The organism is Chitinophaga sp. 05T412, from assembly GCF_056396465.1.
In genome coordinates, this window is sequence record NZ_JBFTLN010000003.1 from 365,018 (window position 1) to 391,584 (window position 26,567).

At 44.7% G+C, this 26,567-nt stretch carries 22 protein-coding genes; 1 reads left to right on the forward strand and 21 read right to left on the reverse strand.

Annotated features, from left to right (window positions below; all coding sequences use genetic code 11):
• Window positions 1–115: 115 nt before the first annotated feature.
• From glgB to AC1DFM_RS08865, 21 genes are all read right to left on the reverse strand, one after another.
• Window positions 116–2,050, reverse strand: a complete 1,935-nt coding sequence (gene glgB, locus AC1DFM_RS08765; protein WP_477076335.1) for a 1,4-alpha-glucan branching protein GlgB — start codon at window positions 2,048–2,050, stop codon at window positions 116–118.
• A 146-nt stretch (window positions 2,051–2,196) separates the two neighbouring features.
• The gene (locus AC1DFM_RS08770) at window positions 2,197–3,822 is read right to left on the reverse strand and encodes a SusD/RagB family nutrient-binding outer membrane lipoprotein (RefSeq protein WP_477076336.1); all 1,626 of its coding nucleotides are present in this window, start codon (window positions 3,820–3,822) and stop codon (window positions 2,197–2,199) included.
• 15 nt (window positions 3,823–3,837) lie between these two features.
• Entirely contained in the window at window positions 3,838–7,620 is a 3,783-nt protein-coding gene (locus AC1DFM_RS08775; RefSeq protein WP_477076337.1) for a SusC/RagA family TonB-linked outer membrane protein, read from the reverse strand.
• 182 nt (window positions 7,621–7,802) lie between these two features.
• Window positions 7,803–8,867, reverse strand: a complete 1,065-nt coding sequence (locus tag AC1DFM_RS08780; protein WP_477076338.1) for a FecR family protein — start codon at window positions 8,865–8,867, stop codon at window positions 7,803–7,805.
• A 70-nt stretch (window positions 8,868–8,937) separates the two neighbouring features.
• Entirely contained in the window at window positions 8,938–9,480 is a 543-nt protein-coding gene (locus AC1DFM_RS08785; protein ID WP_477076339.1) for an RNA polymerase sigma factor, read from the reverse strand.
• Between the two features lie 209 nt (window positions 9,481–9,689).
• Window positions 9,690–11,480, reverse strand: coding sequence for a DEAD/DEAH box helicase (locus AC1DFM_RS08790; protein WP_477076340.1), 1,791 nt, complete (start codon window positions 11,478–11,480; stop codon window positions 9,690–9,692).
• Window positions 11,481–11,666: 186 nt separating this feature from the next.
• Window positions 11,667–12,974: a 30S ribosomal protein S12 methylthiotransferase RimO gene (gene rimO / locus AC1DFM_RS08795; RefSeq protein ID WP_477076341.1), complete on the reverse strand. Its 1,308-nt coding sequence runs from the start codon at window positions 12,972–12,974 to the stop codon at window positions 11,667–11,669.
• Window positions 12,975–13,195: 221 nt separating this feature from the next.
• Window positions 13,196–14,077, reverse strand: coding sequence for a cupin-like domain-containing protein (locus tag AC1DFM_RS08800; RefSeq protein WP_477076342.1), 882 nt, complete (start codon window positions 14,075–14,077; stop codon window positions 13,196–13,198).
• Between the two features lie 205 nt (window positions 14,078–14,282).
• On the reverse strand, window positions 14,283–15,245 hold the full coding sequence (ftsY, locus tag AC1DFM_RS08805) for a signal recognition particle-docking protein FtsY (protein ID WP_477076343.1): 963 nt from the start codon (window positions 15,243–15,245) through the stop codon (window positions 14,283–14,285).
• A 247-nt stretch (window positions 15,246–15,492) separates the two neighbouring features.
• A complete protein-coding gene (locus tag AC1DFM_RS08810; RefSeq protein WP_477076344.1) occupies window positions 15,493–15,666 on the reverse strand; it encodes a DUF4295 family protein in 174 nt (57 codons plus the stop codon).
• Between the two features lie 75 nt (window positions 15,667–15,741).
• Window positions 15,742–15,924, reverse strand: coding sequence for a 50S ribosomal protein L33 (gene rpmG, locus AC1DFM_RS08815; RefSeq protein ID WP_089896023.1), 183 nt, complete (start codon window positions 15,922–15,924; stop codon window positions 15,742–15,744).
• Window positions 15,925–15,954: 30 nt separating this feature from the next.
• A complete protein-coding gene (gene rpmB / locus AC1DFM_RS08820) occupies window positions 15,955–16,191 on the reverse strand; it encodes a 50S ribosomal protein L28 (RefSeq protein ID WP_089759466.1) in 237 nt (78 codons plus the stop codon).
• 194 nt (window positions 16,192–16,385) lie between these two features.
• Entirely contained in the window at window positions 16,386–16,973 is a 588-nt protein-coding gene (locus AC1DFM_RS08825; protein ID WP_477076345.1) for a carboxymuconolactone decarboxylase family protein, read from the reverse strand.
• Between the two features lie 101 nt (window positions 16,974–17,074).
• On the reverse strand, window positions 17,075–17,629 hold the full coding sequence (locus AC1DFM_RS08830; RefSeq protein WP_211974173.1) for a peroxiredoxin: 555 nt from the start codon (window positions 17,627–17,629) through the stop codon (window positions 17,075–17,077).
• A gap of 427 nt (window positions 17,630–18,056) precedes the next feature.
• Window positions 18,057–18,962: a serine hydrolase gene (locus AC1DFM_RS08835; RefSeq protein WP_477076346.1), complete on the reverse strand. Its 906-nt coding sequence runs from the start codon at window positions 18,960–18,962 to the stop codon at window positions 18,057–18,059.
• A gap of 190 nt (window positions 18,963–19,152) precedes the next feature.
• On the reverse strand, window positions 19,153–19,881 hold the full coding sequence (gene bshB1, locus AC1DFM_RS08840) for a bacillithiol biosynthesis deacetylase BshB1 (RefSeq protein WP_477076347.1): 729 nt from the start codon (window positions 19,879–19,881) through the stop codon (window positions 19,153–19,155).
• A 35-nt stretch (window positions 19,882–19,916) separates the two neighbouring features.
• On the reverse strand, window positions 19,917–20,414 hold the full coding sequence (locus tag AC1DFM_RS08845; RefSeq protein WP_477076348.1) for a hypothetical protein: 498 nt from the start codon (window positions 20,412–20,414) through the stop codon (window positions 19,917–19,919).
• A 46-nt stretch (window positions 20,415–20,460) separates the two neighbouring features.
• Window positions 20,461–21,084, reverse strand: coding sequence for a DUF4294 domain-containing protein (locus AC1DFM_RS08850; RefSeq protein WP_477076349.1), 624 nt, complete (start codon window positions 21,082–21,084; stop codon window positions 20,461–20,463).
• 79 nt (window positions 21,085–21,163) lie between these two features.
• Entirely contained in the window at window positions 21,164–22,168 is a 1,005-nt protein-coding gene (locus AC1DFM_RS08855; RefSeq protein ID WP_477076350.1) for an alpha/beta hydrolase, read from the reverse strand.
• 131 nt (window positions 22,169–22,299) lie between these two features.
• Entirely contained in the window at window positions 22,300–24,783 is a 2,484-nt protein-coding gene (ccsA, locus tag AC1DFM_RS08860; RefSeq protein ID WP_477076351.1) for a cytochrome c biogenesis protein CcsA, read from the reverse strand.
• Between the two features lie 101 nt (window positions 24,784–24,884).
• Complete coding sequence (locus tag AC1DFM_RS08865; RefSeq protein WP_291921763.1) at window positions 24,885–25,283, reverse strand: cytochrome c maturation protein CcmE domain-containing protein; 399 nt, start codon at window positions 25,281–25,283, stop codon at window positions 24,885–24,887.
• 237 nt (window positions 25,284–25,520) lie between these two features.
• On the opposite strand from AC1DFM_RS08865, the gene AC1DFM_RS08870 reads away from it, so the two are divergent.
• The gene (locus AC1DFM_RS08870; protein ID WP_477076352.1) at window positions 25,521–26,564 is read left to right on the forward strand and encodes an agmatinase family protein; all 1,044 of its coding nucleotides are present in this window, start codon (window positions 25,521–25,523) and stop codon (window positions 26,562–26,564) included.
• Window positions 26,565–26,567 lie beyond the last annotated feature (3 nt).

Consider the following 26,567-nt stretch of genomic DNA (forward strand, 5'->3'; position numbering starts at 1 on the left):
GTTTAACCGGAACAAAAATTTAGCCGAAAAAAAAGGCTTGTCTCTTGCAAGACAAGCCTTTAGCACTATTAAATTATTTTTAACCGGGAATGGTATACCTGGATGACCTTCCCCCCTACTGCAACTTCAATATCGTTACACCCAATGGAGGCAAACGCAAAGAAAGCGTATAGTCTCTACCGTTATAAGTTTGTTTGACGGTGTTTAACACGCCGGTATTAACTACCCCACTTCCATAATACACCGCCGCATCGCTGTTCAACACTTCCTCCCAGGCTCCCGCTACCGGCAGGCCGATCAGATAGTTCTCTCTCACTACCGGTGTCATATTCAACACTACCAGTAATATATCTCCCGGCTGTACTCCTTTTCTAACATATGCCAACACGCAATTATCATAATCATTTACGGTTATCCATTCAAATCCGGCCGGATCAAACTGCTGTTCGTATAAGGCAGTAGCGCTGATATATAACTGATTCAGATCTTTTACAAATGCTTTCAACCCCTTGTGGGTCGCATGTTTCATCAGGTGCCAATCTAACTCCCCTTTATAATTCCACTCCGACGTTTGCCCAAACTCATCCCCCATAAACAATAACTTGGTACCCGGATGCGTATACATATAACCATACAGCAAACGGAGATTGGCAAACTTCTGCCAGTCATCTCCCGGCATTTTATACAGCATCGGCGACTTCCCATGTACTACTTCATCATGGCTCAACGGCAACATGAAATTCTCTCCAAAAGCATATACCAAACTAAAGGTCAGATCATTCTGATACCACTTGCGATGAATAGGATCTTTCTTAAAATAATCCAGGGTATCATTCATCCAGCCCATCATCCATTTCATCCCAAAACCCAATCCCCCCATAAATGTAGGCCGCGAAACACCATAGTGAGAAGTGGAATCTTCTGCAATGGTTTGAACATCCGGAAACAAGGCATACACCGTTTCATTCAGCTTCTTCAGGAAACTAATTGCTTCCAGATTTTCATTGCCCCCCAGCTCATTAGGTACCCAGGCATCGCGCTGCCGGGAATAATCCAGGTGAATCATAGACGCAACAGCATCTACCCGCAAGCCATCCGCATGGAACCGGTCGAACCAGAACACCGCATTACTCAGCAGGAAAGACCTCACCTCATTCCGTGCATAATTGAAGATATAACTGTTCCAATCCGGATGATAACCCTTACGCATATCCGCATATTCATACACATGAGACCCATCGAAACGGTACAATCCATGCGCATCATACGGAAAATGAGAAGGTACCCAATCCAGGATCACGCCGATATCGGCCAGGTGAAAGGCTTCCACCATTTCCATGAAGTCCTGCGGCGTGCCATACCTGGAGGTAGGCGCAAAATAACCCGTGAGCTGATATCCCCAGGAACCGTCGAATGGATGCTCCATCACCGGCATCAACTCCACATGGGTAAAACCCATTTCCTTCACATATGGCACCAGCATCTCCGCTATTTCCTGGTAAGAATATACCCGCTCCGGATCAGTCGGGTCCGGACGACGCCAGGAACCCAGGTGAACCTCATATACTGCAAAAGGACTATTGAGTGAATTGCGCTGCGCCCGCTGTGTCATCCATTTCTTATCATCCCATTCATAATCCAGCGGATATACTACGGAAGCCGTTTTAGGACGTACTTCCCAATAATTGGCGTAAGGATCTCCCTTAATTAACTCCTCTCCACTGTGTGATCTGATAAAATACTTATAAAGCGATCCCGCTTTTACACCCGGAACAAACCCTTCCCAGATACCGGAACTATCCCAACGGGGAAGCAGGGTATGCGTGTAATGGTCCCATTCGTTGAAATCGCCCATTACGGCAACGAAAGCAGCATCCGGCGCCCATACTGCGAAATAGGTGCCATTGGCTCCCTCCACCTCCATAGGGTGCGCGCCAAATTTTTCGTATAGCCGGTAATGTGACCCGGCCTGAAACAGGGTAATGTCCGTGGAAGAAAATAGGGTAAACGGTTCAACATACTGTAAAGCGCGATTAGTATCTCCGATCATAGTAACGTGTGAATTGGATGTGTTCTAAACAAGGTAGGTAAAATTTGGGAAAATGGAAGATCCCGGGAAACAGTTATTTTTAAAAGAAAAGAGGCTGCCATATTCTCTGGCAGCCTCTTTAATTGGTCACAATCCTGATTTTGCAATTATTGCATCCAATAAACTTTTGTGGCTACCTGCTCTGCCGGGGTCGCCCCTTTGGTGGCTTTTTGCCAGTTTTCGTGGTTATTCACGTTTTCATCGTCGGGATAAGGCAGCTTGTTAAAGACACCCGGATTGTAATGCGGATCTTTAGGCGTCAGCCCGGTTCTTCTCACAATAGCCCAGGACTCTGCCGGCTGGAACATGGCAGCCAGCCAGGCCTGCGTGGCAATTTTTGTCAGGGCATCAGCGTCATTGGCACCATTGTAAGCCACCGCAGGATGATTAATAAATGCATTTATCTTTGCAGCATTCGGTACCGGCGGTTTTTGCAGCCAGATTTGCGATTGCTGCGTATAAGCGTACCAGAAATCAACGGAAGCCTTTAACCCCGCTTCATATTCCGTTTTGGCTAACGCCGTATTTTTTGTCACACCCATCCCACGCTGGTAAATTTCCGCTTTCAGGAAATGTACATCAGCTTCGGTGATCACGAGGATAGGGTAATAAAGACGATCGTAGGCGATGAAATAGTTAAACGTAGCAAATTTGTTTTGCGGATCACTGCCAATCGCCTTTCTTTCTGTTCCATTATCAAACGGACGCCCGCCGTCTGCCACAGAACCATCCTGGGGTTGCGGTACCCACTTATCATCGTTATTGGTCATAAAGAATATCACACACCGCGGATCATAAATGTCTTTACCAGAAGCATCATTCGAAGAAGACATCTGGTTCCATACATTACTGCTCATCCGGATATTGGAAATAGACAGCTCCCGGTAAGAATCCCATTTGCTGCTTAATCTGTCCAATATGGCGCCACTGGCGCCGGCAATCAGGTTGGGCCATAACCCGAAATTATCATTCTGCAAAGCAGTGGCCGACTGATTGGCTGGCAATGGCTTATTCCCCTCCAGAATCTCTTTAATAATGGCGGAAGAAAAGGCATTCTCTTTATTGTAAAGTCTAACGGCATAGCGTAAACGTAATGCATTCGCAAACTTCTTCCAGGCCGTAAAGTCATTTTTCAGGTAACTCTCTGAAGCGCCAATGCTGGTTTGCGAAGGATCTGCCGTAATACTATCTGCCGCATTTTTCAAACCCTGTAGCACACTCTTATATACATCCTGCTGTGCATCATAAGCAGGACGATAATACGCAACGCCATCACGTGAACTGGAAGCCTGCGAATAGGGAATATCTCCATAATAATCCAGCATACGCAACGTTTTCGATGCCAGCAGTACAGTGGCCATATGCCGTACATTATCAAACGCCCCCGGAGAAGGTTGTTCCGCAATCTTTTTCAGCAGCGCTTTATAATTCAGCAAATCCGGGTAATACTGGCTCCAGAAAGTACCGCTATAGTTAATATAAGGCGCCACTGTATTCTGACGCGCCTGCTGATTCGTAATCGGATAAAGAAGACTTACATTCAATGCATCATCTCCATATTTGCCGAGTGAAGACACCAAACCGTTAAATAAACCGGGAATAGAAGCGGTTTGTTCGTCTGCCTGCTTGTAAGGCTTGTTGATTTCGTCAAAGTCTTTTGTACAGGACCCTGTTCCTACGAGGGCAGCGCCTATCAACATACTGTATATAGATCGTTGTATATTCTTCATCATGGAATGTTTTTGGTATTATAAAGATGCTTTCACTGTAAAACCAAAGGAACGGATACGTGGCATAGAGGAATACTCGATACCCTGCACGTTACCAATACCGTTTACGCCCTCCGGATTCAATCCTTTTGGAATGGTGGTAAAGAGATAGAACAAATCTCTGCCTATGAGGGAAACGCTCATCTGTTGAAGCAACCTGGTTTTCTTTACCCATGCTTGTGGTAGCTGATAAGTTAATGCCAGCTCACGCAACTTCATCCAGCTATTCTGAAATACAGCAGCAGAGCGGGGTACACCCAGGTGATTCCAGGAGGAATAAGTACCGAGATAATACCATTGATAACTCACCACATCCGTATTGGGCTTTCCATCTGCAAATACGCCTCCGAAATTCACGCCGGTATTGGCACTCGTACCATCAGGATACACCAATGGTAAACCGCCGCCATCGCGTTCTTTCACGGTTTCATTGAGCAGGCCGTTACCCATTGCGGCCGCATAGGTTCCGAAATAAGTATCCCCTCCAAATTTACCGTCCATCATCACGTATAGAGACAGGTTTTTATACCTGAAAGTATTCGCAATACCACCAGTTAAAAATGGTTGTGAATTACCAATAGGCACTTCTTTGTCGGTAAGTACCCACTGCGTACCGGCAACATAGTTTTTACCATTTACATCATAGCTCAATAATGCGCCGGTTTGAGGATTCACAGCACGCTTTACTACTTTTTCGCCATTCTTATACGTATAGTCTTTACCGTAGAGGGTACCATAATTATCGCCTACCCTCACCCGTTGGGAAATACCACTACCGCCAAAAAAAGTACCCAGTGTCAACTCTTCAATACCATTGTCGAGAGCCAATATTTTATTCTGGGCATGCGCACCATTCACAGATACATTCCAGGAAAAATCCCTGGTACGCACCGGTGACGCACTGATCACAAACTCAATTCCTTTGTTACCCAGGGAACCTCTGTTCAATTGAATATTGTTGAATCCGGACGAAATAGGTAACGGATTGGTCAATATCTGGTTAAAGGTTTTCATGGAGTAAGCAGTGATCTCCACATTCAAACGGCTGTTGAACATAGCTGTACTTAATCCAATTTCGTATTGGCGACTCCGCTGTGGTTGTATCCCCTGGAACTTCAGCATAGAAGGATACGTTTGAGCGGCCTGCTTATTAAAGGCGGCAGTATTCAGCACATTAAAAACAGAATACGGATCTGTGTCACTACCGGTTTCGGCATAAGACAACGTCAGCTTTCCAAAGTTCAGCCAGGAGATGTTATGCATCGCTGCAATACCATCCGTAAATACATAACTTAAATTAGCAGACGGATAGAAATAAGCATTGTTTCCTTTAACCAATGTGGATGACCAGTCATTTCTTCCCGTTACCTGCAAAAAGAGGTAGTTCTGATAAGACAGATCCAGGAAGCCAAAAACAGAATTAATCTTTTTCGCAAATCGTGTTTCTTCCGCGGCACCAGGTGCATCTGCACCATTATTCAAAGCAAAAACGAAAGGATTAATGAAGTCCCCATTGGTTTTGTTGCTCACGATATAATCTTTCCGGTAGTAAGATTCCCCTCCCACGGTGAAGCTGGCATTGAACATTTTGGTAAATAGTCCATCCTTGTATATTCTGGCCATTCCATTCAGGTTGCGGCTTAAATTACGGGCCATGGCTTCCTTGTAAGCACCTGTAGTACCTTGTATGTTTTTAGGATATTCCCGGATCTCTGTTCCGTCACTGGAATTATCAACACTTCCCTGTGCGGTTAGCGTTAACCAGTCGGTCAGTTCAGATGTCAACCGTATACCACCGATTAACTGATTCCGGTTAAATACGGTATTGTTTTTATAAATATTCCAGAAGGAATTCGCCATGTAAGAATAATAAGGATACGCCGGCGCACCTGCAGGAAAGTTGCTGCTGTTAGTAACATCCCGTTGGGTACCATTCAATCCGAAGTCATTTAACATTTCTACATCGGAACGATAATCACGCGTGGCCGCGTAGGAAAAACCGGCCATAAAAGCGCCGGCGCCTACGGGTGGGGTGTTCAAACGTTGATAATTTATATAACTACCTGTGATATCTGCCGACAATTTCTTACTGATCTTCAGGCTGGAACCAATGTTGAACGTATTGTTCTTGTAATTACTGTTAAGAATATTTGCCTTACTGTCATCTCTTGTATAAGAAAAACGTACGGTACCCACATCGCCGCCACCAGAAACAGATACGTTATGCTGACTTACATTCCCATTGGGGAAAAATGCTTTCCAGTTATCCGGCTGCGCAGAATAAGAACGGGTAACGCCATCATACCATAAAATATCTTTATCATCAAAGCGAGGGCCCCAGGAAAGTCCACTGGGGAAGGAAAACAGATCCCAGGCCTGTGTGCTGTTATTATAGGGTAACATGCCATAAGCACCGGTTTGATAATCTCCGGCAGCATAACTACCGGTATAGGTACCAATCTGTGTGCGTTTGCCATTTTTTATCGGAAATTGTTTTTCCTGATTAGCTGTCCACAGGGAACCTACTAATCCTGAACCGTATTTATTCTGGAAATCCAGGTACTCGTATGCTTTTGTGAAACGATTGGAATAAGAGTAGTCAACTCCTAAGCCTTTCCGCTTCTCTCCTTTTTTGCGGGTCACCAGGATCACCCCATTGGCACCTCTGGCGCCGTATAATGCAGCCGCTGCAGGGCCTTTCAGCACGGTTACGTCTTCAATATCTTCCGGATTAATGAAATTCAGTCCTGTTCCCCAGTCGTTGTAAGAAGAAACATCAGCGCCCTGTTCCGTACCAACGGCGCCACCGCCGCCATTATTTTTATTATTGTTAATCGGGTCATTGTTCAACGCAACGCCATCAACAATAATCAGTGCTCTGTTATCGCCGGTAAGCGTGGTATTACCGCGGATCACTAAACGGGAAGAACCTCCTTCTACGCCACCGGATGCCTGGCTGATATTTAACCCGGCCACCTTACCCATCAAACCCTGGGCAATAGTAGGCGCCTGGGCCACTGTAATATCATTGCCGGTTACTTTTTGTACAGCATATCCCAGGGAGCGGGGAGTGCGTTTTATGCCCATCGCTGTTACCATCACTTCTCCCAATGCCTGCTGATCTGTTTCCAGTATAACACCATAGGCAGATGCTGTTGTAATCGGTATTTCTTTCCGCTTAAATCCGATTCCCGTGATCACCAGCACATCCCCTTCATTCACTTCCAGCGAGAAGTTACCATTCGCATCGGAGGTAGTGCCTTTGGAGGTGCCTTTAATAGCAATGGTGACACCGGGAATAGTACTGCCCGTAGCATCTTTCACTGTACCTTTTATGGGTCGCGTGTTAACTGCATCCATACTTTCCGATAAGAATACTGCTATCTCTGCATCGTCCGACCGGTCTCTCTTTAATACAATCTGATTACGGATGGCTTCAAAGCGTATGTCAAACGGACTGAATAAGTCTGTAAATACTTTTCCCAGTTTTTCTTCCTTTGCCGACAGAGAAACTTTTTCTTTTTCAGGTATCGTATTACGGGTATAAGAAAACTTTACATTGGCCAGCGTACTTATTTTATTTAATACCAAACGAAAGGCTTCATTATTCACTGAAAGTGAAATTCTTTTTTCTAAGATCCCCTGCTCTGACAATGGTTTTGAAGCCGCACCCGCGGGAAAGGCCAGTGTCAGAAAATAAGGTATCAGGGCTGCCTTCATAAAGAAAGACATCGTGCTACAATAAAAGTGAAATTTTTTCATAACTAAAACGATTAAGCGATCATGAATGTGGTTGAAGATGTATATGTGCATAGCGATTCAGCGGAGTATATCCATGGGAAGTCCGCCTGATCCTGGTTGTCAGTTTTTTTTACAGATTATTTAATAACGAAGTGATTGCTCCTGCTAAATTTTAAACGTGCATTTGTCTCTGTCAGCCCTCACTAATGGCAGCCATTTCCTTTTATGATGATACCATAGTTACTGATTGTATAGGATGCGTCTACAGTTTTTGTAATGACTTTCAGCATATCTTCCAGACTTTCATTCCCTAATGAAATAGTCAGATAGCAATTGGCAAATGCCTCTGCATTGTATCTGATAGGGATAGCATACATTTTCTCGAGCGTTTTAATAACGGTGTCCAACCGGGCATCTTCAAAATTCAATGTGCTGTTTTGTTCCAGAACATTGGTGGCTTCCATAGGATGGGTATTGGTCGTGGTTACCAGTCCCGACTGCTCTTTAGAATAAGTACAGATCTGTTGCGGCAACACAATTTTGGCGGCTAACTGCTCCAGGTCTTGCCCTTTTAGGTATACGGATACCTTGCCAGACGCCACGGCTACTGATTCCTGTTGGCCCGAACTGGTGATACGGAAGCTGGTGCCCAGCACCTTTACTACTACCTTATCTGTGTATATATAAAAAGGTTGTTGGGGATTTTTCGCAATATCAAAAAATGCCTCTCCGGACAGCGTTACTTCCCGCTTGTCTCCATTCATCAACAGGTTATAGGTTATTCTGGCGCCACTGGCCAGCACTACTTTAGAGCCATCCGGCAGAAAAAGTAATTCATCTTTTTTATTACCATTGTAGCGAATCACTTCTCCATTATAGGCCATGGGCTTTTCCGTTTCTACTGCAACAGTATGCTCCGGATACTTTACCAGCTTCACTAATAGTAGTAGTCCGGCTACTGCGGCCGCCACGGCAATGTATTTGTAGATAGTATACGTTTTTTTTACTGGTGTTGTTACGATGCCTGCTTTGATGTGATCCAGCATTTGCTCAATTCCTTCCTCGTTAACAGGAGCCCCTGTCTCCTCCTCTGCCAGCTGGAGATCGAGGAGAAATTTTCTGGCCGCGGCAGCATGCAATACATGCTCAGGATCAGCCGCCAGCCATTCCTGCCAATATCCCGCATAAGGGCTGTTGGGATTGGCTACCCAATCAACAAACCGGTTGTCGAGCAAAAGTGCCTGTATCTTTTCTTCGGATTGATCCATAGCAATAGCGGTGTCTATACAGTAATGTCTGTAATTAGATTTATATACTCACCTTTCGGCAACTTTTTTTTTATTTTTTGGAAGAAAAGTGCGGATATCCTTTTTTGAGAGATTGTAATGCGCGCTGCATCAGGTTAAGCACCGATTGGTAATTCATGTTCATGATCTCGGCCATCTTTTCGTAAGGGATATTCTGATAGAAGCGGAGGAAAACGGCTTCCTGCTGGCGTTGGGGGAGCTTTTCCAGCAATTGTTTCAATGTTTGGGCGGTTTGCAAAGCACCTTCCCTGCTCATGATTTCCAACTCAATATGTTCTGCGCTTAAGTTGTCGAAAGCCAGCTGCATTTCACTTTCACTTACGTACGACTGTTTTCCCTGCACTTTAACCAACTTATTACGTAACGCCCGGAATAAATAGAAGCGGGGCTGTGCGGTATCAGCCAGATTTTGCCGGTGCTTCCAGATTTCAAGAAACAGATCCTGTATGCTGTCGCGGATCAGATCTATATCATCCGTTATTTTCAGCCCAAATCGTATCATTGCCTGGACATGCGCCCGATAAATGGCTTCTAACGCCATTACATCACCGTTTTTCAAACGGCTCCATTCCATATCGTGTTCGCTATTCAGCAATAAAAGGGTGCTTTACAGGGTCGGAAAAATACAGGTGCTGCTATACAATACGTTCTCTAAAATAATTAAAAAATGATTGGGGGAAATATTTTTTTGAGCAACATGATAAACAGGTTGCGGAGGTACTAATAAAAAAGGCCATCCCGTGTGAGATGACCTTTTATTATATCGCTACTCCGTTAACCGGATTAGTATTTCTTCTTGTACGGAGGCTTGCTGCCACCGAAAGATTCGCGTCTGTCGCCACCTGGACGGCTACCACCTGGGCGGCTGCCACCTTCAGAGCTCCAGCTTCTTTTACGCGGACCATCTTCTCTGCGCGGACCACGATCGCCACCACCTGTGCGTGGACGTCTGTCGCCATCCTGCGACATTTCAATTCTTACACTGCGGCCATTGTATTCCACTTTCTTGAACGCTTCTGTTACTTTAGATAACTCTTCGTTCTCTACTTCGAAAAAGGAATAAACACCTTTCAGATCGATACGACCAATTTTGTTGCCACGTAAGCCGGTGTTATCACACAGATAACGGAGCATATCGCCGCGGTTGAAATCATCTACTGAACCCAGGTTGATGAACAGGCGGGTGAATTTGCCATCGCTTCTGCGTGGACCTCTTTCTTCACCGAAAGTAGTGCTACGTCTGTCGTCTTTTGCATTCAGATCAGGCGCATCCTGGTAGTATTCCAGGAACTGGTTGAACTCGAGGGAAGCAAAACGTTTGATCAGATCTTCCTTGGTCATGGATGCAAACTCTTCGTTGATGCGTTCCATGTAAGGTTCAATCTGCTCTTCGTTTACTACTACGTTATGTACTTTATGTACCAGGCCAAACAGTTGTTTTTCACATACTGCGAAACCATCTGGTACTTCAGCTTTTACAAATTTCTTCTGGATAACTCTTTCGATCTGGCGGATTTTACCAGTATCACGGCTGCTGATGATAGCAATAGAGATACCTGATTTTCCTGCTCTACCGGTACGACCACTTCTGTGGGTGTAGTTTTCTACGTCATCCGGTAAATCGTAGTTAATTACGTGCGTAACGTTGTCCACGTCGATACCACGGGCGGCTACGTCAGTAGCTACCAGCACCTGCAGTGCTCTTTCGCGGAAACGTTTCATTACTTTATCACGTTGTTGCTGGGTCAGATCGCCGTGCAGTGCATCTGCGTTGTAGCCATCTTTAATCAGCGACTCAGCAATTTCCTGTGATTCAATTTTGGTACGGGTAAAGATGATACCAAAAATTTCAGGGTTGAAATCCACGATACGTTTCAGGGCCGCATATTTTTCACGCGGACGCACTACATAGTATTCGTGTTCTATATTAACGTTACCGCTGTTTTTGCTACCTACGGTCAGTTCAAACGGATCTTCCATGTATTTTTTGGCGATACGGCGAACTTCCTGTGGCATGGTAGCCGAAAACAACCAGGTAGTTTTACCTTCTGGTGTGTTGGACAGGATGCTGTTGATATCTTCCTGGAATCCCATGTTCAGCATCTCATCTGCTTCATCCAGTACTGCGTAACGAACGTTATCAAAATTAACGGCGCCACGGTCTATAATATCCAGTAAACGACCTGGAGTGGCCACTACGATGTGTACACCTCTTTTCAGTTCGCGCAATTGTTGTACAATGCTGGAACCGCCATATACCGCTACGATGCTTACATCGCCGAGATATTTACTAAAATTTTTCAGATCATTGGTGATCTGGAGACAGAGTTCACGGGTAGGGCATAAAATCAGGCCCTGAGGTTTATTTATTTTCAGATCCAGTTGTTGCAGTAAAGGCAGGCCAAAAGCTGCTGTCTTACCGGTGCCCGTCTGGGCCAGACCTACGAAATCGCGGTCACCTCCTAACAATACCGGTATTGCCTGTTCCTGGATGGGAGTTGGGGAAACGAAGCCCAGGTCCGTAATTCCCTTCAAAATAGGCTCTTGTAAGCCCAGTGATTCAAATGTTGTCATTGATTTGCATTAATCAAGCTCCGTCGGGAGCTGTGGATATAGCTTTTAGCAGTTAGCTATCAGCTGTTAGAAATATTTTTTTAGCCCCTAGCAGTTTACTATTGGCTACTCACATGAACGCTTAGCAGTTAAAATTAGCTATATAAATCGCGCACCTAATAGCTAAATGCTAACCCCTAAATGCTCTTACACCAGCTMTCCTTCGAGGTCGTAGTCGAATGCTTTGGTGATACGAACCTCCACGAAATCACCTGGTTTCAGGCGCTTGTTCGTGTCGATGATCACTTCATTATCTACTTCCACCGAATCAAACTCGGTACGGGCCAGATATCTGCCCGCTTCTTTTTTGTCTATTACTACTTTAAAGATCTTCCCTACTTTCTCCTGATTTTTTTCCAGAGAGATTTCCTGCTGTACTTCCATAATTTCCTGCGCTCTTCTCTCCTTTTCTTCTGCCGGAATATTATCCTCCAGTGCATAGGCGCTGGTGCCTTCTTCGTGGCTGTAGGTAAATACCCCAACACGGTCAAAACGCATTCTTTCCAGGAAGCCTTTCAGTTCTTCTACGTCGTCTTCTGTTTCGCCGGGGAAACCAGCAATCAGGGTGGTACGTAAACAGATGCCAGGTACTTTTGCACGGATATTATGTACCAGTTCTTCTATTTCTTCGCGTGTAATCTGACGCTTCATTGCTTTTAACATGGCATTGGAGGCATGTTGCAATGGCATATCAATATAGTTGCAGATATTGGGGAACTCGTTCATCACATCCAGAATTTCCATCGGGAACTTGGTGGGATAAGCATAGTGGAGACGAATCCACTCCAGCCCTTGTACGCCTGCCAACGCACGCATCAGGTCACCCAGGCGACGTTGCTTATACAGATCCAGACCATAATAAGTCAGTTCCTGTGCAATCAGCATAATTTCTTTTACACCTGATTTCACCAGTTTTTCTGCTTCCAATACCAACTCTTCAATAGGTTTGGAAACATGGGAACCACGCATCAGTGGAATAGCACAAAAAGAACAGGTTCTGTTACAACCTTCTGCTATTTTCAGGTAAGCATAGTGAGATGGGGTACTCAATAATCTTTCTCCTACCAGCTCTGCTTTATAATCTGCATCAAATTTTTTGAGGATCAGGGGCAATTCCATGGTACCGAACCAGGCGTCTACACCGGCAATTTCCGATTCCAGATCACCGCGATAACGCTCACTCAAACATCCGGTAACATATACCTTATCGAGTTTGCCTCGCTGTTTCAGTTCTACCTGCTCCAGAATAGTGTTAATCGATTCTTCTTTGGCCTTGTCAATAAAACCACAGGTGTTCACTACCACAATATTGTGGTCACGTTTGGCACTTTCATGCACTACGTCGATATCGTTGGCAACGAGCTGTCCGCTCAATACCTCCGAATCCACCATATTCTTGGAACAACCAAGCGTAATAATATTAACCTTGTCTTTCTTTAAAGTTTTTGTCTTCAAGCGCGAATTGTTTTTAACAAGCGGACAGGCATTCTCTGCGCCGCTACCGCCACGAAGACACACAGACACTAATTGAATTTAACAGCAGACTTACTGTACGTGACTTGAGTCTTAGTGGGGGTTGAAATAAGGAAGGTGCAAAGGTAGCGAAAAGAATTGACAATTAGAAATTTATGCTAAGTAACTGCTGTTTAGTCACTTAGCATAAGAGATAATGCTTACTAACCCATGGCCTGCAACGCCTTGTCGGCACGTGCTCTGGCCAGTTTCCTTTTATAATGATACCACCATTTGGGGGCCATCTTAATCATCAGGTTGTTCATTCCTCTCAGCCCAACTATATGGTAAAGCCCGTTTAACTTACCTAAAAGAGTGGGGTCCAGTGCGCGTAAACTCATGGCAAAGCCGCCATCGAGGTACTCCATATGATGCCAGTAACCAGCCGGCATGAACATGGTATCACCATGGTTGAGAATGGTGGTATAACCACGGGCATGTTCCAGCGCGGGGAACTGCTCCATATCCAGCTTTTCATGCCAGTTTACGAAGTTCGCAGCGCTTTCTACCGTAAAGGGCATGCGGTAAATAAAGGGCGCCTGATTGTTTTCCAGCAACAGTACCCGTTTCCGGCCCAGAAACTGGGTATGGAAGATGTGCGACAGGTCAATGTCATAATGCATATGTGCCACTGAACCAGCGCCTCCTACAAACAGCATGGGGTACTTCTTCAAAAAGCCGGAAGATAAATGGTCTGGCCAGGGAAAATCTTCCACCAGCTGAGGGGCGTGTTGAAAAATATTAAAGAGAAAAATGCGGAGGGCGACCGGTCCCCGTTCCACCATATTCAGGTATTCACCAAAAGAAATGTAATCATCCGCTCCGTTCACCAGGGTATTTTCGCCGGCGCGTTCATTGTTATATACCCCCACTGTCTTGTCTCCCACAATTGATTTGAAATAATCCCATGTCCACTTTGTATAAGCCGGCCAGTTTTTACTAAGGCCCCCTGCTGAGATAATAACAGGTTTACGTGGAGTGTAGTAGTTCTTCTTGAATTCCGCTGGTGTAATATCTTCAACTCGATCTATGTGCTGTACTATCATACTTACGAATTGTTAAAAAGGGTACAAAAAGGGAACAATTATCCAAATTTAAGGAAAGCAGTGTTATTTATTAAACAAAGAATCTGGTTGAAAGTTAACGAAAATGCCGGGCTCCTGTAACGGAGCCCGAACGATGATTTATGTAAAGTAAATAGCAGGCAGGATTTATGCCAATTGGGAGATAACATTCACAAACATCACAAAATCAAGAATTTACACTAAAGAGTGAATCCACGAAAGATTCTTTATTAAACACCTGTAAATCTTCCATTTTTTCACCAATACCGATGTATTTTACCGGTATTTTGAACTGATTGGCTATGGCCAATACTACCCCACCTTTGGCGGTACCGTCCAGTTTGGTAATAGCCAGCGCGGTTACTTCTGTAGTGGCCGTAAATTGTTTGGCCTGCTCCAGTGCATTCTGACCGGTAGATCCATCTAATACCAGCAATACTTCATGTGGGGCATCAGGAATCACCTTCTTCATTACCCGCTTGATTTTACCCAACTCATCCATCAAATGGAGTTTGTTATGTAAACGACCTGCGGTATCGATAATAATTACATCTACTTCTTTTGAGACGCCGCTCTGCACGGTGTCAAAAGCTACGGCTCCGGGATCTGAACCCATTTGCTGCTTCACGATAGGTACTCCTGCCCTTTCACTCCAGATAGTCAGCTGATCTACGGCAGCTGCGCGGAAAGTATCCGCGGCGCCCAGCATCACTGATTTACCAGCTTTCTTGAAGTTATAGGCCAGCTTACCGATGGTGGTGGTTTTACCAACGCCATTTACGCCTACTACCATGATCACATAAGGCTTTTTACCGGCGGGTACATCAAAATCGCGAAATCCACTATCCGGGGCATCTACCAGGATAGCTGCAATCTCTTCCTGCAACAACCTGTTTAACTCACTGGTTCCCAGATATTTATCTTTAGCTACACGCTGTTCAATGCGGTCAATGATTTTTACGGTGGTATCTACGCCAACATCTGCAGAAATAAGGGCATCCTCCAGATTATCCAATACCTCGGTATCTACCGTTGACTTTCCTGCAATGGCGCGTCCTATTTTACTCAGGAAGCTCTCTTTGGTTTTTTGTAAACCCTGATCCAGATTTTCCTTCTTCTCCCTGGAAAATAGTTTATTGAAAAAGCTCATAGTTTAGTTTAGTTGGGTCGAAACAGCTTTTGGCTTTTAGCTTTTAGCAGTTAGTTAATGCTGCGAAGATAAGTAATAGCTGTTAGCTTTTAGCAGTCAGCTGTTAGTGATAGCTGCAAAGATAAGCATAAGTCATCTTTCAGCGCTCCTTCTTTCGCTGCATTAGCCTAAAAGCTAACAGTTGGACCAAATACAAAAAGCTGTCCGTATAACGGGACAGCCTTTCAGTATTATTAGTAAAGCCGAATTACTTTTGATTCATGTACTCCAGAACTTTGTCCTTGTGTACGATTGCGTCTTTAAAAGTATAAGCGCCGGTTTTAGGAGAGCGTACAGCTCTGATTACCTTGGTCCATACTTTAGACTCAGCTGCTGCTTTAGCATCTTTAACCTTCGAGTTTTTTGAAGCTACTTTTGCCATTGTATTCTATTGTTTTTATAGTTAAATGGCTCATTGGCTGGTATGTAAATACAGCCAGTCGCCATCAACAATTACTTATTTAATTTCTTTGTGTACAGTAACTTTCCTTAAAATAGGATTGTACTTCTTTAACTCCAGACGCTCAGGAGTATTCTTCTTATTCTTGTTAGAGATATAACGGGAAGTTCCTGGTTGACCAGAAGTCTTGTGCTCAGTGCACTCCAGAATTACCTGTACTCTATTACCTTTTTTTGCCATTGTGTATTACAAATTAAGTGAGTCTTAGAATTAGATTTCCTGACCAGCTGCACGCAATTCCTTCACAACTGCATACAAACCTCTCTTGTTGATGGTTCTTAAACCGTCAGCAGATACTTTCAATGATATCCATTTGTCCTCTTCTGCCAGGAAAAAACGTTTCTTTTGCAGGTTAGGAAGAAACCTTCTGTTTGTCTTAATGTTGGAGAAGGAAACATGGTGACCCGTGATCGGCTTCTTTCCTGTCACCTGACATACTCTTGCCATGATCTAAAAATTTAGGAATGCAAAAGTCCAAATTTTTTATGGATTTTGCAAATATTATTAAATGAATTTATTCACAAGTACATTAAAAGCCCCTTATAAAAGGCTTTTACCTAAGATGTGAACACAATGCAAAAGATTGATAATCAATGATTATCAGGCAAATTTTCATCTGTCTTTTGCCGAAAAAAAATAATTTACAATAATACAACAAGGCTACGTAAAACAGCACCTAATCTTACCGACTCCAAAATCCGCTGTTGATCCGTTCCATGTTTTAACAACGCTTCTTCGTGGGAAGTCACGMACATTTCACAACCATTCAGGGCAGAAACCATCAGGCTCAACAACTCAAAAAATTCTTTACCTAATACCGGGTTAGCCATGATGCTCATCCGGATACCGGCAGGGGTATTGGTATAATACTCCTTATTCACAAAATGCCGGAAACGATAAAATACGTTATTGGCATTCATGAGGGAAGTACAACTAATTACTTCTGCGATTTCTTTATCCGTTGCTCCTTCCTGGGTAGCCAGCTTTTCAAAAGCTGCCTGCAACACCGCATGTTTCTCATTCACCGCAACCGCTACACCGATCATATAAGCCTCTTTCTTCGTCAGCGTTGCTGCCGCAAGAGAGTTAGACACATTGATCTTCAGATCCTTCAAGTAACGCGCATCCACATTTGCGAGTGACTGCAATTTACCGGATACCTGCTCACTTGTCAAACCCACCGCTTCCAGTAATTGTACTGCCGTATCCTGATTCGTAGTTGCAAACATAATATGTATTTTTTTTATTTCATGATTTTACCGGTTGAATATTTTGCAGGAACGGATTCCTGCAAAATATTCCATCAGTAAAATAAAAAATGTCTTAATGATTAAACAGCCAGGGTAGCTTCTCCCTTAGTCCAGTTGCAAGGGCACAGCTCATCTGTTTGCAGTGCATCCAGTACACGTAACACTTCTTTTACGCTACGGCCTACAGACAGGTCGTACAGGGAAACCCAACGTACAATACCTTGAGGATCTACAATATAAGTAGCACGGTAAGCAACTTTTTCGTTTGCTTCCAGGATACCCAGTTCAGTGGCGAGGGATTTGGAAGTATCTGCCAGCATTGGGAACTGCAGACCACGCAGATCTTCATGATCTCTTCTCCAGGCAGCATGTACAAACTCACTGTCAGTAGAAGCACCGATCAATACTGCATCACGGTCAGCGAAATCCTGTGCGTGTTTGTTGAATTCAGCGATTTCAGTAGGACATACGAAAGTAAAGTCTTTAGGCCACCAGAACATCACCATCCATTTGCCGGAGTTTTTCAGTTCTTCAGAAGACAATTCATAGAATTCTTTACCTTTTTCGATAGATACAACTGCCGTTTTTTTGAATTCGGGAAACTCTGACCCTACGGATAAGATAACATTTTTCATAATAACTATTCTCTTTTTGATTTACAGACTAATGATTTTATGCTTTTTGACGGCGCAAAGATCACATTACATTCATTAGTAATCAAATAGATTTTAAAAATGTGGCATTGAATTTCTCTATATATCTGTTTTCCGCGGGCGTGGTCGGGGCAATCAAACAATTTCCGCTTATATACTCAAAAAAAATATCCTGGAGTTAACATTTTCATGGTATTTCTGTAACATTTTGGCACGTTATTTAGTTATATAAGTGGAACTTTTTTAACACAATTAGCATGGAAATGAAGAAAAAATACTTTTTACTGGTGGTTATAACGATTGGACTTGCTTTGATTCCGTTTATTAAAAACAGTATCATTAAACACGATGAATTTGATGCTACACGAGATCTGTTCATTTAGTGTTTAGCGGGTCGCATTGACCGTATCTAAAACTGCCCCAACGCGGGGTCGGGTTTCCATTGGCTGTCCGGTTCATAGTGCTGCCAAATCGCAAAACCCACCTTCCGCAACAATTGCCACGCCTCATTATCAGGAGTCCAACGCTGATCCTGGTTATTTTTGGTAATAATGCAATATACATAGTCGCCGTGAGGTGCATTCACCATAATCACCTCAGAACGAGATTCGTCCACCGCGCCATTTTTCGACGCGGTGCGAACGTTTGGGGGTACCTGTGTCAATCCCTGCGTATCCCAATAGTTGCGCGTAAGATTCCGGTACATCCGCTCACTCGCAACAGGGCTGATCACCTCCCCTTTGTATACCATCTCCATCAGCCGCGCCATTTCACGCGGACTGGTTTGCCCCCATCCATATTCCTGCCGGGCAGCCTCCCGTCCCTTGGTCCGGGAATTGACCCGCAAATGCTCAAACCCATGCTCCTCCAGCCACTGGTTGATCGTTAATCCGCCACCGGCCAACGACTGCAGCCACAAACTGGCCGTATTATCGCTCATCGTCAACATCAACATCACCACCTTATCCAACGCTATCTGCTCACTATCACGGAATGAACCCAGGATATCCTCTCCCTTGTACAACAATGAATCGCGATACACCAGGTTTTGATGGTATTGCAGCTCACCCTTGGCCAGCTTGTTAAAAATACCCACCTGAATGGTGGTTTTAATCATACTGGCAGTAGGAAACGTGGTATCCGCATTTATAGCCACCGTACGGTCTTTTTTCAGGTGATGTACATAAACACCCACCTGTCCGTGAAAGTCCTTTAAAAGAGGCGTTAAAATGGCGGTAAGCGCCTTGTCTGTTTTCTGGGCATTGGCGGTAAAGACAACAATCAGCAGTACTGCCAGGATGGATAGTTTTCTCATAAAGCGGAAAGCATAAGTGCTATAGCACCTGTAAACAAAGCGGTTGACTGGATGACGGGAGCAAAAGCCGCTCTTCTCACCTTCTATAAAGCTAAAAGTAAATGCGGAAAAAAGAAAGCGGAAAGCAAAAACCATTGTTTTTACTTTCCGCTTCTGCTCCAAACCCAGGAGCTTTATGTCTTCCACCTTATCAGGTGGTAATGTTAATCAGGTCTGAAAAACTACGGACACCAATCTTTTTAGCGGAGGTATAGCCTTCTGCATACTCCACCCCTACCATTTTACCGAACATTTTAGCACGGTATACCACACTATCAAAAAAGCCGGAGCCGGAAATATAGGTTTGCGGCTCATTATCTTTCGCTGCCAGAAATTGAGAAGTAAAAGCCTTGATAGCAGCCAGCTTCCGGTCTATTACCGGGCTAATATCTATCACAAAATCAGGCTCGTGATAGCGATCCTGTATGAAGTGGAACACCTGCTTAGGACGCCATGCTTCCTGTGGTTGTCCGTCCAAGGTAGTTTCGATTTTCCGTAACCCTGCCATGAAAGCGCTGTCAGATATCAGTTTGGCGGCGCGGCCATGATCCGGATGACGATCATCTATGGCATTAGCCAGTATAATATCGGGGCGATACTTACGGATGGCTGTAATCACCGCCATTTGCTCCATGGTATCATTTCTGAAAAATCCATCTGCCAGGCCAAGATTCTCTCTTACCTCCAGTCCCATAATTTCTGCCGCTGCTGCTGCTTCCTGTATGCGCAGCTCTGGTGTACCACGGGTACCCAGTTCACCACGGGTCAAATCTACTACCCCAACTTTCATCCCCTGTTGCGCATGCATCATCAATGTGCCTGCGCAGCCCAGCTCTACATCGTCCGGGTGCACGGCTATGGCCAGTATATCTAGTTTCATATGCTGTAAATTGAGGTGCAAAGATGGGAAATAAATTACTCTTCTGAGCTGGTAATCACGATAACGGCCTCGTGTTTCCCATGCGTCTTCATCAACTCATTGTCCTTGGTAATAATATTTATGGAGCGGAAGGTTTTCTGATCCAATGTCATGAAGAGCGTTTCATTGGCTGGCTCCATGGGATGACCATTTACGACATATAAAAATGAACTGTCGTTCCCGTATTTGTGCAGCAAACTATCGTATTGGGGAGATTTGCCRCTTAACAGCACCTGTACTCTTTTACGGGCAAAAGGTTTGGTTTCTATATATACCACCCCATTCTCCGCCTGGCTGCCATATTTCAGTACCGCTTTAGACCCTTTGGCAATAGTAATCACACCAATGCGATCCGGAGATACCTGGCCAATGGCCGCCTGCGTCACCACCACGCTGTCCAGCACATATACCGGATCATCGTCTGCCACGGCCTGCGCCATAGCACCTGTGAACATAAAAAGTGAGCTAATAAGTAAGATCCATACTTTCATCATAATAAAAACGGTTGGGTTAAAGGCGAATCTTACGAAGGTAGATGAATTAATTATAGGCGCGGTAGTGCTGGTACATTTCCAGCTCCTGTACTATGATTTCAATGTCTTTATCTTCCTGTTTGTCGTAATCACTTTTGAGATTTCCACCAAAGAAGAAAGCAACGGTTTGCCACACACGGGCATTAAATCCACCTTTCAATTCTTTGATAATCTCATAGCAGTTCTGACCTGTTTCACGGTCGATCAGTTTCATGAGTACTTTACCCTGGTACACAGAGAGATTCTCCAGTTTATCACCAAACTGGGCTTTCAGCTCCTTTTCTTTGGTAGCCAGGAAAGCCTTGCGTTCTCTTTTATTCATGTTGGTCATGCTGGCGTTCACGTCTTTCAGCACTTTGGCAGCAGATCTGGCGTAAGGGTAGGTAACATATACGGCATTCCGTAAACGGCTCCAGCGTTCGCGTTCTTTACGGAGGGCTTTGGGCATTTTTTCCACCACATCGAATATGGCCAGGGTGATCACCGGGATGGTATCTTTCCCTACTACGATGGCGTGCAACGGGATAACATCCGCGCCATGTGCCTCCTGAGCCATCGCACCTGTATGGCAAAGGGATATCCCCAGTACCAGGAAAACAGAAACGATGATTTGTTTGAAACGAAGGCGCATAGTTTACTTAACGTTGCTTAAATATAGAATGTTACCACAAGTTATAAAAGATTTCAGATTTGCACCTAACTAAATAGTGTTACTGAACCGGCGTCATTCTTAACTTATTGATGGCGAAGTCACTGATTGTTTTCTCTACTGCAGGCAGATCTTTTCCAGTGAGTGCAGAGCCCATTACATGAGCGCCGGCGCCCGGAATAGGAATGGCTGCTTTCATAGCAGGGGGCGTTCCCAGCTCCTGTTCCATCTGCAGGATAGCAGATACTTTTACGGTTGGGTCCTGGTGGGTTTCATCTTTATAATAATAGAGATTCAATACGGGCTGCTGTATTTTTTCAAATGTGGCGCGTGTCATCGTGGATGCCAGCAGATTTTGCAGTTGTACCACGGCTTCCAGGCGATAGCTGTTATTCCAGTACTTCGCGCGGGTGGTGTCCGTATCTGTGCCGCGGCGAAAATCCCCCTTACTTACCCACCTGGCCAGCTGTAGTCCCCATGGATGATTGGCCAGAAACGCCAGCTTATCATTGATAGCAATGTTGGGCGACATATTCAGCAGCGCATATACGTCGTGAGGATAGGCGGCAGCCAGTTGCAGCGCCAGTGTTCCGCCGGTGGAGGTGCCCATCAGGATCACCGTGTCGCCCAGTGCTTTGCCTATACTCAATGCTTCTTCTGCATCTTCCCATAATCCTGCTGCAGTCATGTGTAACAATGGATCAGAAGTATCTATGCCGTGCCCATCGAGTCGTGATAAATACAAATTACAACCGAAACGTTTGGCAAAATCGCGATGCACGGGATTCCCCTCTTCCTGGCTGGCGGAAAAGCCATGCAGGTAAACCACGGCATACGGTGTTTTACGATGCAGGGAATCATACCAGACAATACGTGCTTCATTATCCGGTTTCAGCCGGTGTTGTGCTTCCTTGTTGTGAATATAAGCTTCCAGCGCAGGGCCGGCGGAAGGTACGGGTGGTAACACGTGGTTATATACCGGATCAGCCGGTTTGGGGCCGAGCAAGTATACCACTGCAAGCGTGGCTATAACGATGAGGGCTATACGCAACCACCTACGCATCATAAGGACATTTAATAATTAAATGTAGATAAGAATTCTGAAATGGCGCACACCGGGTCTGAATTTTAATAAAGAAAAAATCCTCCGACAGCATCGCCACCGGAGGATTTCTTCTTATAAAATATAAGCAGTGCCTATCTTCTTCTTACTTTCTGATAAATACTCATAAAGGTACCTATCACGGTAATGATGATACCCAGCCACAAAACGTTGATATAAGGGAATATCAGGGCTTTCATCACAATATAATCGCTGAAACCGGCGGCTTCCTTTACCTTCAGTTCAATTCTGTTCTCTGCGGGCATAATCTTAGCGAACCTTACATTCAGTCCCAGCGGCGCCAGTGTATCTTCAACGCTGTACTGGTAGCTGCTGTCGCGGATAAAGTAGATAGGCTGTAATTTAAAGTGGTCGTCTGTTTGCGTATACACTTCCAGCTCTGCGCCTACTGCCAGGTCGCCGTTCTGCGGAACATAATTGCGGCTTTGCGGTTTGGTGTTCAATCCTTTCAGTACAATAAATCCTTTGGAGAAGAATACGGAATCTCCTTGTTTCATCAGGTGTGATACATACGGTGTAGTATCCGCTTTCGCTTCTTCTTCCTTGTTAGGTGCAGCAGATACGTAGGTATAAATATCCTTTGTCAGATAGTGTCTGGAAGCAGGATTGGAGGAGATAGAGTTCTCTTTCCTGTTCACAAACGCATCCGGATAAAGAGTGAATTTTTCTACGATATTACCGGTTGCTTTATCCTTCTTCTCATAATTTACTTTATAATAAGTTTTCGCATCGCCCTTTGCAATAGAGTCGCCGGCGTAGGTAACGTGGTAGTCGCCCATTTGTACCGGTACATCTCTTGGCAGCATGATGTTTTCACGCGGATTTTGCTTGCTTTCTTTTCTGAAGAAGCCGTCATTCAGCATCTTCATCCGGTCGTATGATATTACTTCCATTTTGGCGGAAGAAATGAGTATACCCAGCAGCACCATACCGAAACCGATATGTGCTACGGAAGCACCCGCATTTTTCAACTTGCCTTTCAGGCCGGAGAAAATATAAACGATGTTGCCCACGATGGCATAAATGCTGGCAAACAGCATCATGTAAATAGCGGTGAGAAATCCGGCGCCGTATTTATCGAAGGTGATGGTACCTTTCCAGGCGATCAGGCCCGTCAACAGTAAAGCCACCAGTGTAGGAATCGCCAGTTTTTTGGTAATCTCTCCACGTGGGGTATCCTTATATCTCATAAATTGTACAATGGCGGTTAATATGCCCAGTACAATAGCAATCCAGATTTGAATTTTGTTATAATGGAAAATAACATCTGATGGCGGCGCAATATCGGTTGTGTTAAACAGTCCTTTGAGGCCGGTGAAGCTCATCAGCTTATTCCATACCGGGATAGAGGTAGTGAATGTTACCTGGATAGCGGCAATCAGCATAATCAGGGAACCCACAAACAGCCAGAACTCGCGGGAGTAGCTGTTTTCCTCTTTCTTCACAGATGGAATTTCCTTTCTGCGTATGATCAGCAATGTAATAGATGGTACCGTAAATACCAGCATCGCAAACAGCAATTGTGCTGTCATCCCCATATCCGTAAAGGAGTGTACAGAAGTATCTCCTAACACACCACTTTTGGTAAGGAAGGAGGAATAGAGGATCATTACATAAGAAATGAAGAAGAAGAAGATGGTAGACTTCAGCGAGTGCCCGGTAGCTTTATAAGCCAGCAGGGTGTGTACGCCGGCTACCATGGTGATCCAGGGCACCAGAGACGCATTCTCTACCGGGTCCCAGGCCCAGTAACCACCGAAGTTCAGGGATTCGTAAGCCCAGGCGGCGCCCATCATAATACCAGTGCCTAACAAAGCGATGGCAAACAGGCCCCATGGCTGTACTGGTTTTACCCAACCGGTGTAATCGCGGGTCCAAACTCCGGCAAAAGCGAAGGCAAAAGGAATAATCATGGATGCAAAACCCAGGAACAGGATAGGCGGGTGAATCACCATCCAGTAGTTCTGGAGGGTTACGTTCAGGCCATTCCCATCATGAATATGCTGCATATAATCAGCGGTCTGGAAAATAGGTGCCAGTTGGTTTTCCGGCGCCTGACGCAGGAGCATAAACGGATTGCTACCTACTTTGTACCCCAGGATGAATATACCCAGCAGCATGCTGGCCATAATCAGCTGAGCAAGTGAGAAGATGGTCATTACCGGTGCTTCCCATTTTTTGGAAGTACGGATCAGGACAATCCCCAGTATACTGTTCCAGATACTCCAGAGCAGGAAGCTACCTTCCTGGTCGGACCAGAGGCTGGATAAAAGATATTGGATAGGCAGGTCGCGGGAGGTATTGCGCCATGCGTATTTATATTCAAAAAAGTGATTATACAGAATATAGTACAGGCAGGAGAAAACACCGATTACGGCGGCTGACTGGATCACGAAAGACCAGCGGGCCAGTCGTTTCCAGGATTCCTGTAAAGAAGGTTCTTTTAATTTAACGGCATTATAATAAGCCACGGTGGCTACTATAGATGCTACAAATGCCAGTATGGCAAAGAAGTGGCCGATCTGGCCTGGCAATAAATGTTCCCCTACAAACTTCATAAAATTCCTCTGAGATGTGAATATTCCGGCATTGCCCATTTTGAAATACTTGTTGATGCCAGTGTAAACCGGGCAACTTTCAAAAGGTGCAAATAATTACTTTAAAGTTGTTTGTTACCGACAACCACCTGGTCGTCTTTATATTTAGAAGGGCATTTCATCAGTATTTTGCTGCAATGAAACTCGCCTCCTTCCATTTTACCAGTGAGTACAATGGATTCTGCTTTCTCGAAGTCTGTTGGCTTGGCTCCGTAGAATACTACTTTATGTGATTCCCCGGTTTTATCGTGTACATAGAAGCTAAATAAGTTAGCATCCTTGATGGGATCGTAGTTCATGGCTTTCAGGGTATCGAGTTTCCCGATCACGTGAAACTCCTTTCCTTCCTTTTCACGGGCTGTTGCGAAAGTTTCATAGGTACTGAAATCCCCCACCATTGTTACTATCACTCCAATTGCTACCGCAATTACCACCAGCAGAATAATATTTGTTTTTTTCATATGAAAATTATCTTCCCTATTGATTTGATTCAAACAGCAAAACCCTTTATCAGTGCGCACCTTACCTCTATTGCTTTTTCCTATCCTCTAATTGTTTCCGATTAATCGGCAAAATTAAGTCAAAATGACCTTCTTCGGACAAATTTTATATAAAAGGCAATTCTTTTTATCAGAAGGGCGCCTGTAAGTAAACATAATCCTATCTTTGCGCGGAATTTAGAAAAGTACGATTTTATCATGGCAGATTTATCACAATTTGACCCTAACTCAGTTGGTCTTTTATCCAACAACGTTTTTGGCTTACCTTTTTCTGAGGAAGAAGCCCGGCTGGTATTATTACCTGTGCCCTGGGAAGTAACGGTATCCTATAATAATGGTACTGCCCGTGGACCAGAACGTATGTTCAGGGCCTCCTTCCAGATCGATCTTTATGACGCTGATGTAAAAGATGGCTGGAAACAAGGTTTCTACATGCGTGAACCAGATAAGCACCTGTTGCTGCGCAGTGATTACCTGCGTAAAGAAGCGGAGCTGTACCTGAAATTCCTGACTGAAGGGGGTGATATTTCTGAAAATGAATTTCTGAAGAAAACACTGGTAGACGTTGGTAACGGTACCCGTGCCATGAACGAGTGGGTATACAACCAAACCAAAGCATTGCTGGAAAAAGGCAAGCTGGTAGGACTGGTAGGCGGTGACCACAGCACGCCGCTGGGCTTCTTCAAAGCGATGGGTGAACATGCCGGCGACTTTGGTATCCTGCAGATCGATGCACACTGCGATTTACGTGATGCTTACGAAGGATTTACCTACTCGCATGCTTCCATTATGTACAATGCCCTGGCAGAAGTACCACAACTGTCGAAGCTGGTACAGGTGGGTATCCGCGACTATTGTGAAGAAGAAGTAGATTATATTAATAACAGCGAAGGCCGCGTAGTGACCTTCTTCGATAAACAAATCAAAGAAAGACAATTTGAAGGGGAAACCTGGCAGTCGATCTGCGACAGCATTGTAGCTACACTGCCACAGCAGGTATATATCAGCTTTGATATTGACGGACTGGACCCTAAATTGTGTCCGCATACCGGTACACCGGTAGCGGGTGGTTTTGAAGTAGAACAGATATACTACCTGTTTAAGCGGGTGTTGGCCAGTGGCCGCAAGCTGATTGGGTTTGACCTGAACGAGGTGAGCGCTTCACACGACGAATGGGATGCGAACGTAGGTTCCCGCATATTGTTCAAGTTGTGTAATCTGTTGATCAGTTCTAATTCCTAATCT

Bases quoted from the DNA above. Each gene is read 5' to 3' on its own strand.
- AC1DFM_RS08800 (WP_477076342.1), bottom strand. From the start codon at position 14,077: ATGATAGTACAGCACATAGATCGAGTTGAAGATATTACACCAGCGGAA.
- ccsA (WP_477076351.1), bottom strand. From the start codon at position 24,783: ATGAAGTTTGTAGGGGAACATTTATTGCCAGGCCAGATCGGCCACTTC.
- AC1DFM_RS08850 (WP_477076349.1), bottom strand. From the start codon at position 21,084: ATGCGCCTTCGTTTCAAACAAATCATCGTTTCTGTTTTCCTGGTACTG.
- AC1DFM_RS08830 (WP_211974173.1), bottom strand. From the start codon at position 17,629: ATGAAAAATGTTATCTTATCCGTAGGGTCAGAGTTTCCCGAATTCAAA.
- AC1DFM_RS08780 (WP_477076338.1), bottom strand. From the start codon at position 8,867: ATGGATCAATCCGAAGAAAAGATACAGGCACTTTTGCTCGACAACCGG.
- AC1DFM_RS08775 (WP_477076337.1), bottom strand. From the start codon at position 7,620: ATGAAAAAATTTCACTTTTATTGTAGCACGATGTCTTTCTTTATGAAG.
- AC1DFM_RS08810 (WP_477076344.1), bottom strand. From the start codon at position 15,666: ATGGCAAAAGTAGCTTCAAAAAACTCGAAGGTTAAAGATGCTAAAGCA.
- AC1DFM_RS08770 (WP_477076336.1), bottom strand. From the start codon at position 3,822: ATGATGAAGAATATACAACGATCTATATACAGTATGTTGATAGGCGCT.
- bshB1 (WP_477076347.1), bottom strand. From the start codon at position 19,881: ATGAAACTAGATATACTGGCCATAGCCGTGCACCCGGACGATGTAGAG.
- AC1DFM_RS08870 (WP_477076352.1), top strand. From the start codon at position 25,521: ATGGCAGATTTATCACAATTTGACCCTAACTCAGTTGGTCTTTTATCC.
- rpmB (WP_089759466.1), bottom strand. From the start codon at position 16,191: ATGGCAAGAGTATGTCAGGTGACAGGAAAGAAGCCGATCACGGGTCAC.
- rpmG (WP_089896023.1), bottom strand. From the start codon at position 15,924: ATGGCAAAAAAAGGTAATAGAGTACAGGTAATTCTGGAGTGCACTGAG.
- AC1DFM_RS08835 (WP_477076346.1), bottom strand. From the start codon at position 18,962: ATGAGAAAACTATCCATCCTGGCAGTACTGCTGATTGTTGTCTTTACC.
- AC1DFM_RS08790 (WP_477076340.1), bottom strand. From the start codon at position 11,480: ATGACAACATTTGAATCACTGGGCTTACAAGAGCCTATTTTGAAGGGA.
- AC1DFM_RS08865 (WP_291921763.1), bottom strand. From the start codon at position 25,283: ATGAAAAAAACAAATATTATTCTGCTGGTGGTAATTGCGGTAGCAATT.
- AC1DFM_RS08785 (WP_477076339.1), bottom strand. From the start codon at position 9,480: ATGGAATGGAGCCGTTTGAAAAACGGTGATGTAATGGCGTTAGAAGCC.
- AC1DFM_RS08855 (WP_477076350.1), bottom strand. From the start codon at position 22,168: ATGATGCGTAGGTGGTTGCGTATAGCCCTCATCGTTATAGCCACGCTT.
- glgB (WP_477076335.1), bottom strand. From the start codon at position 2,050: ATGATCGGAGATACTAATCGCGCTTTACAGTATGTTGAACCGTTTACC.
- ftsY (WP_477076343.1), bottom strand. From the start codon at position 15,245: ATGAGCTTTTTCAATAAACTATTTTCCAGGGAGAAGAAGGAAAATCTG.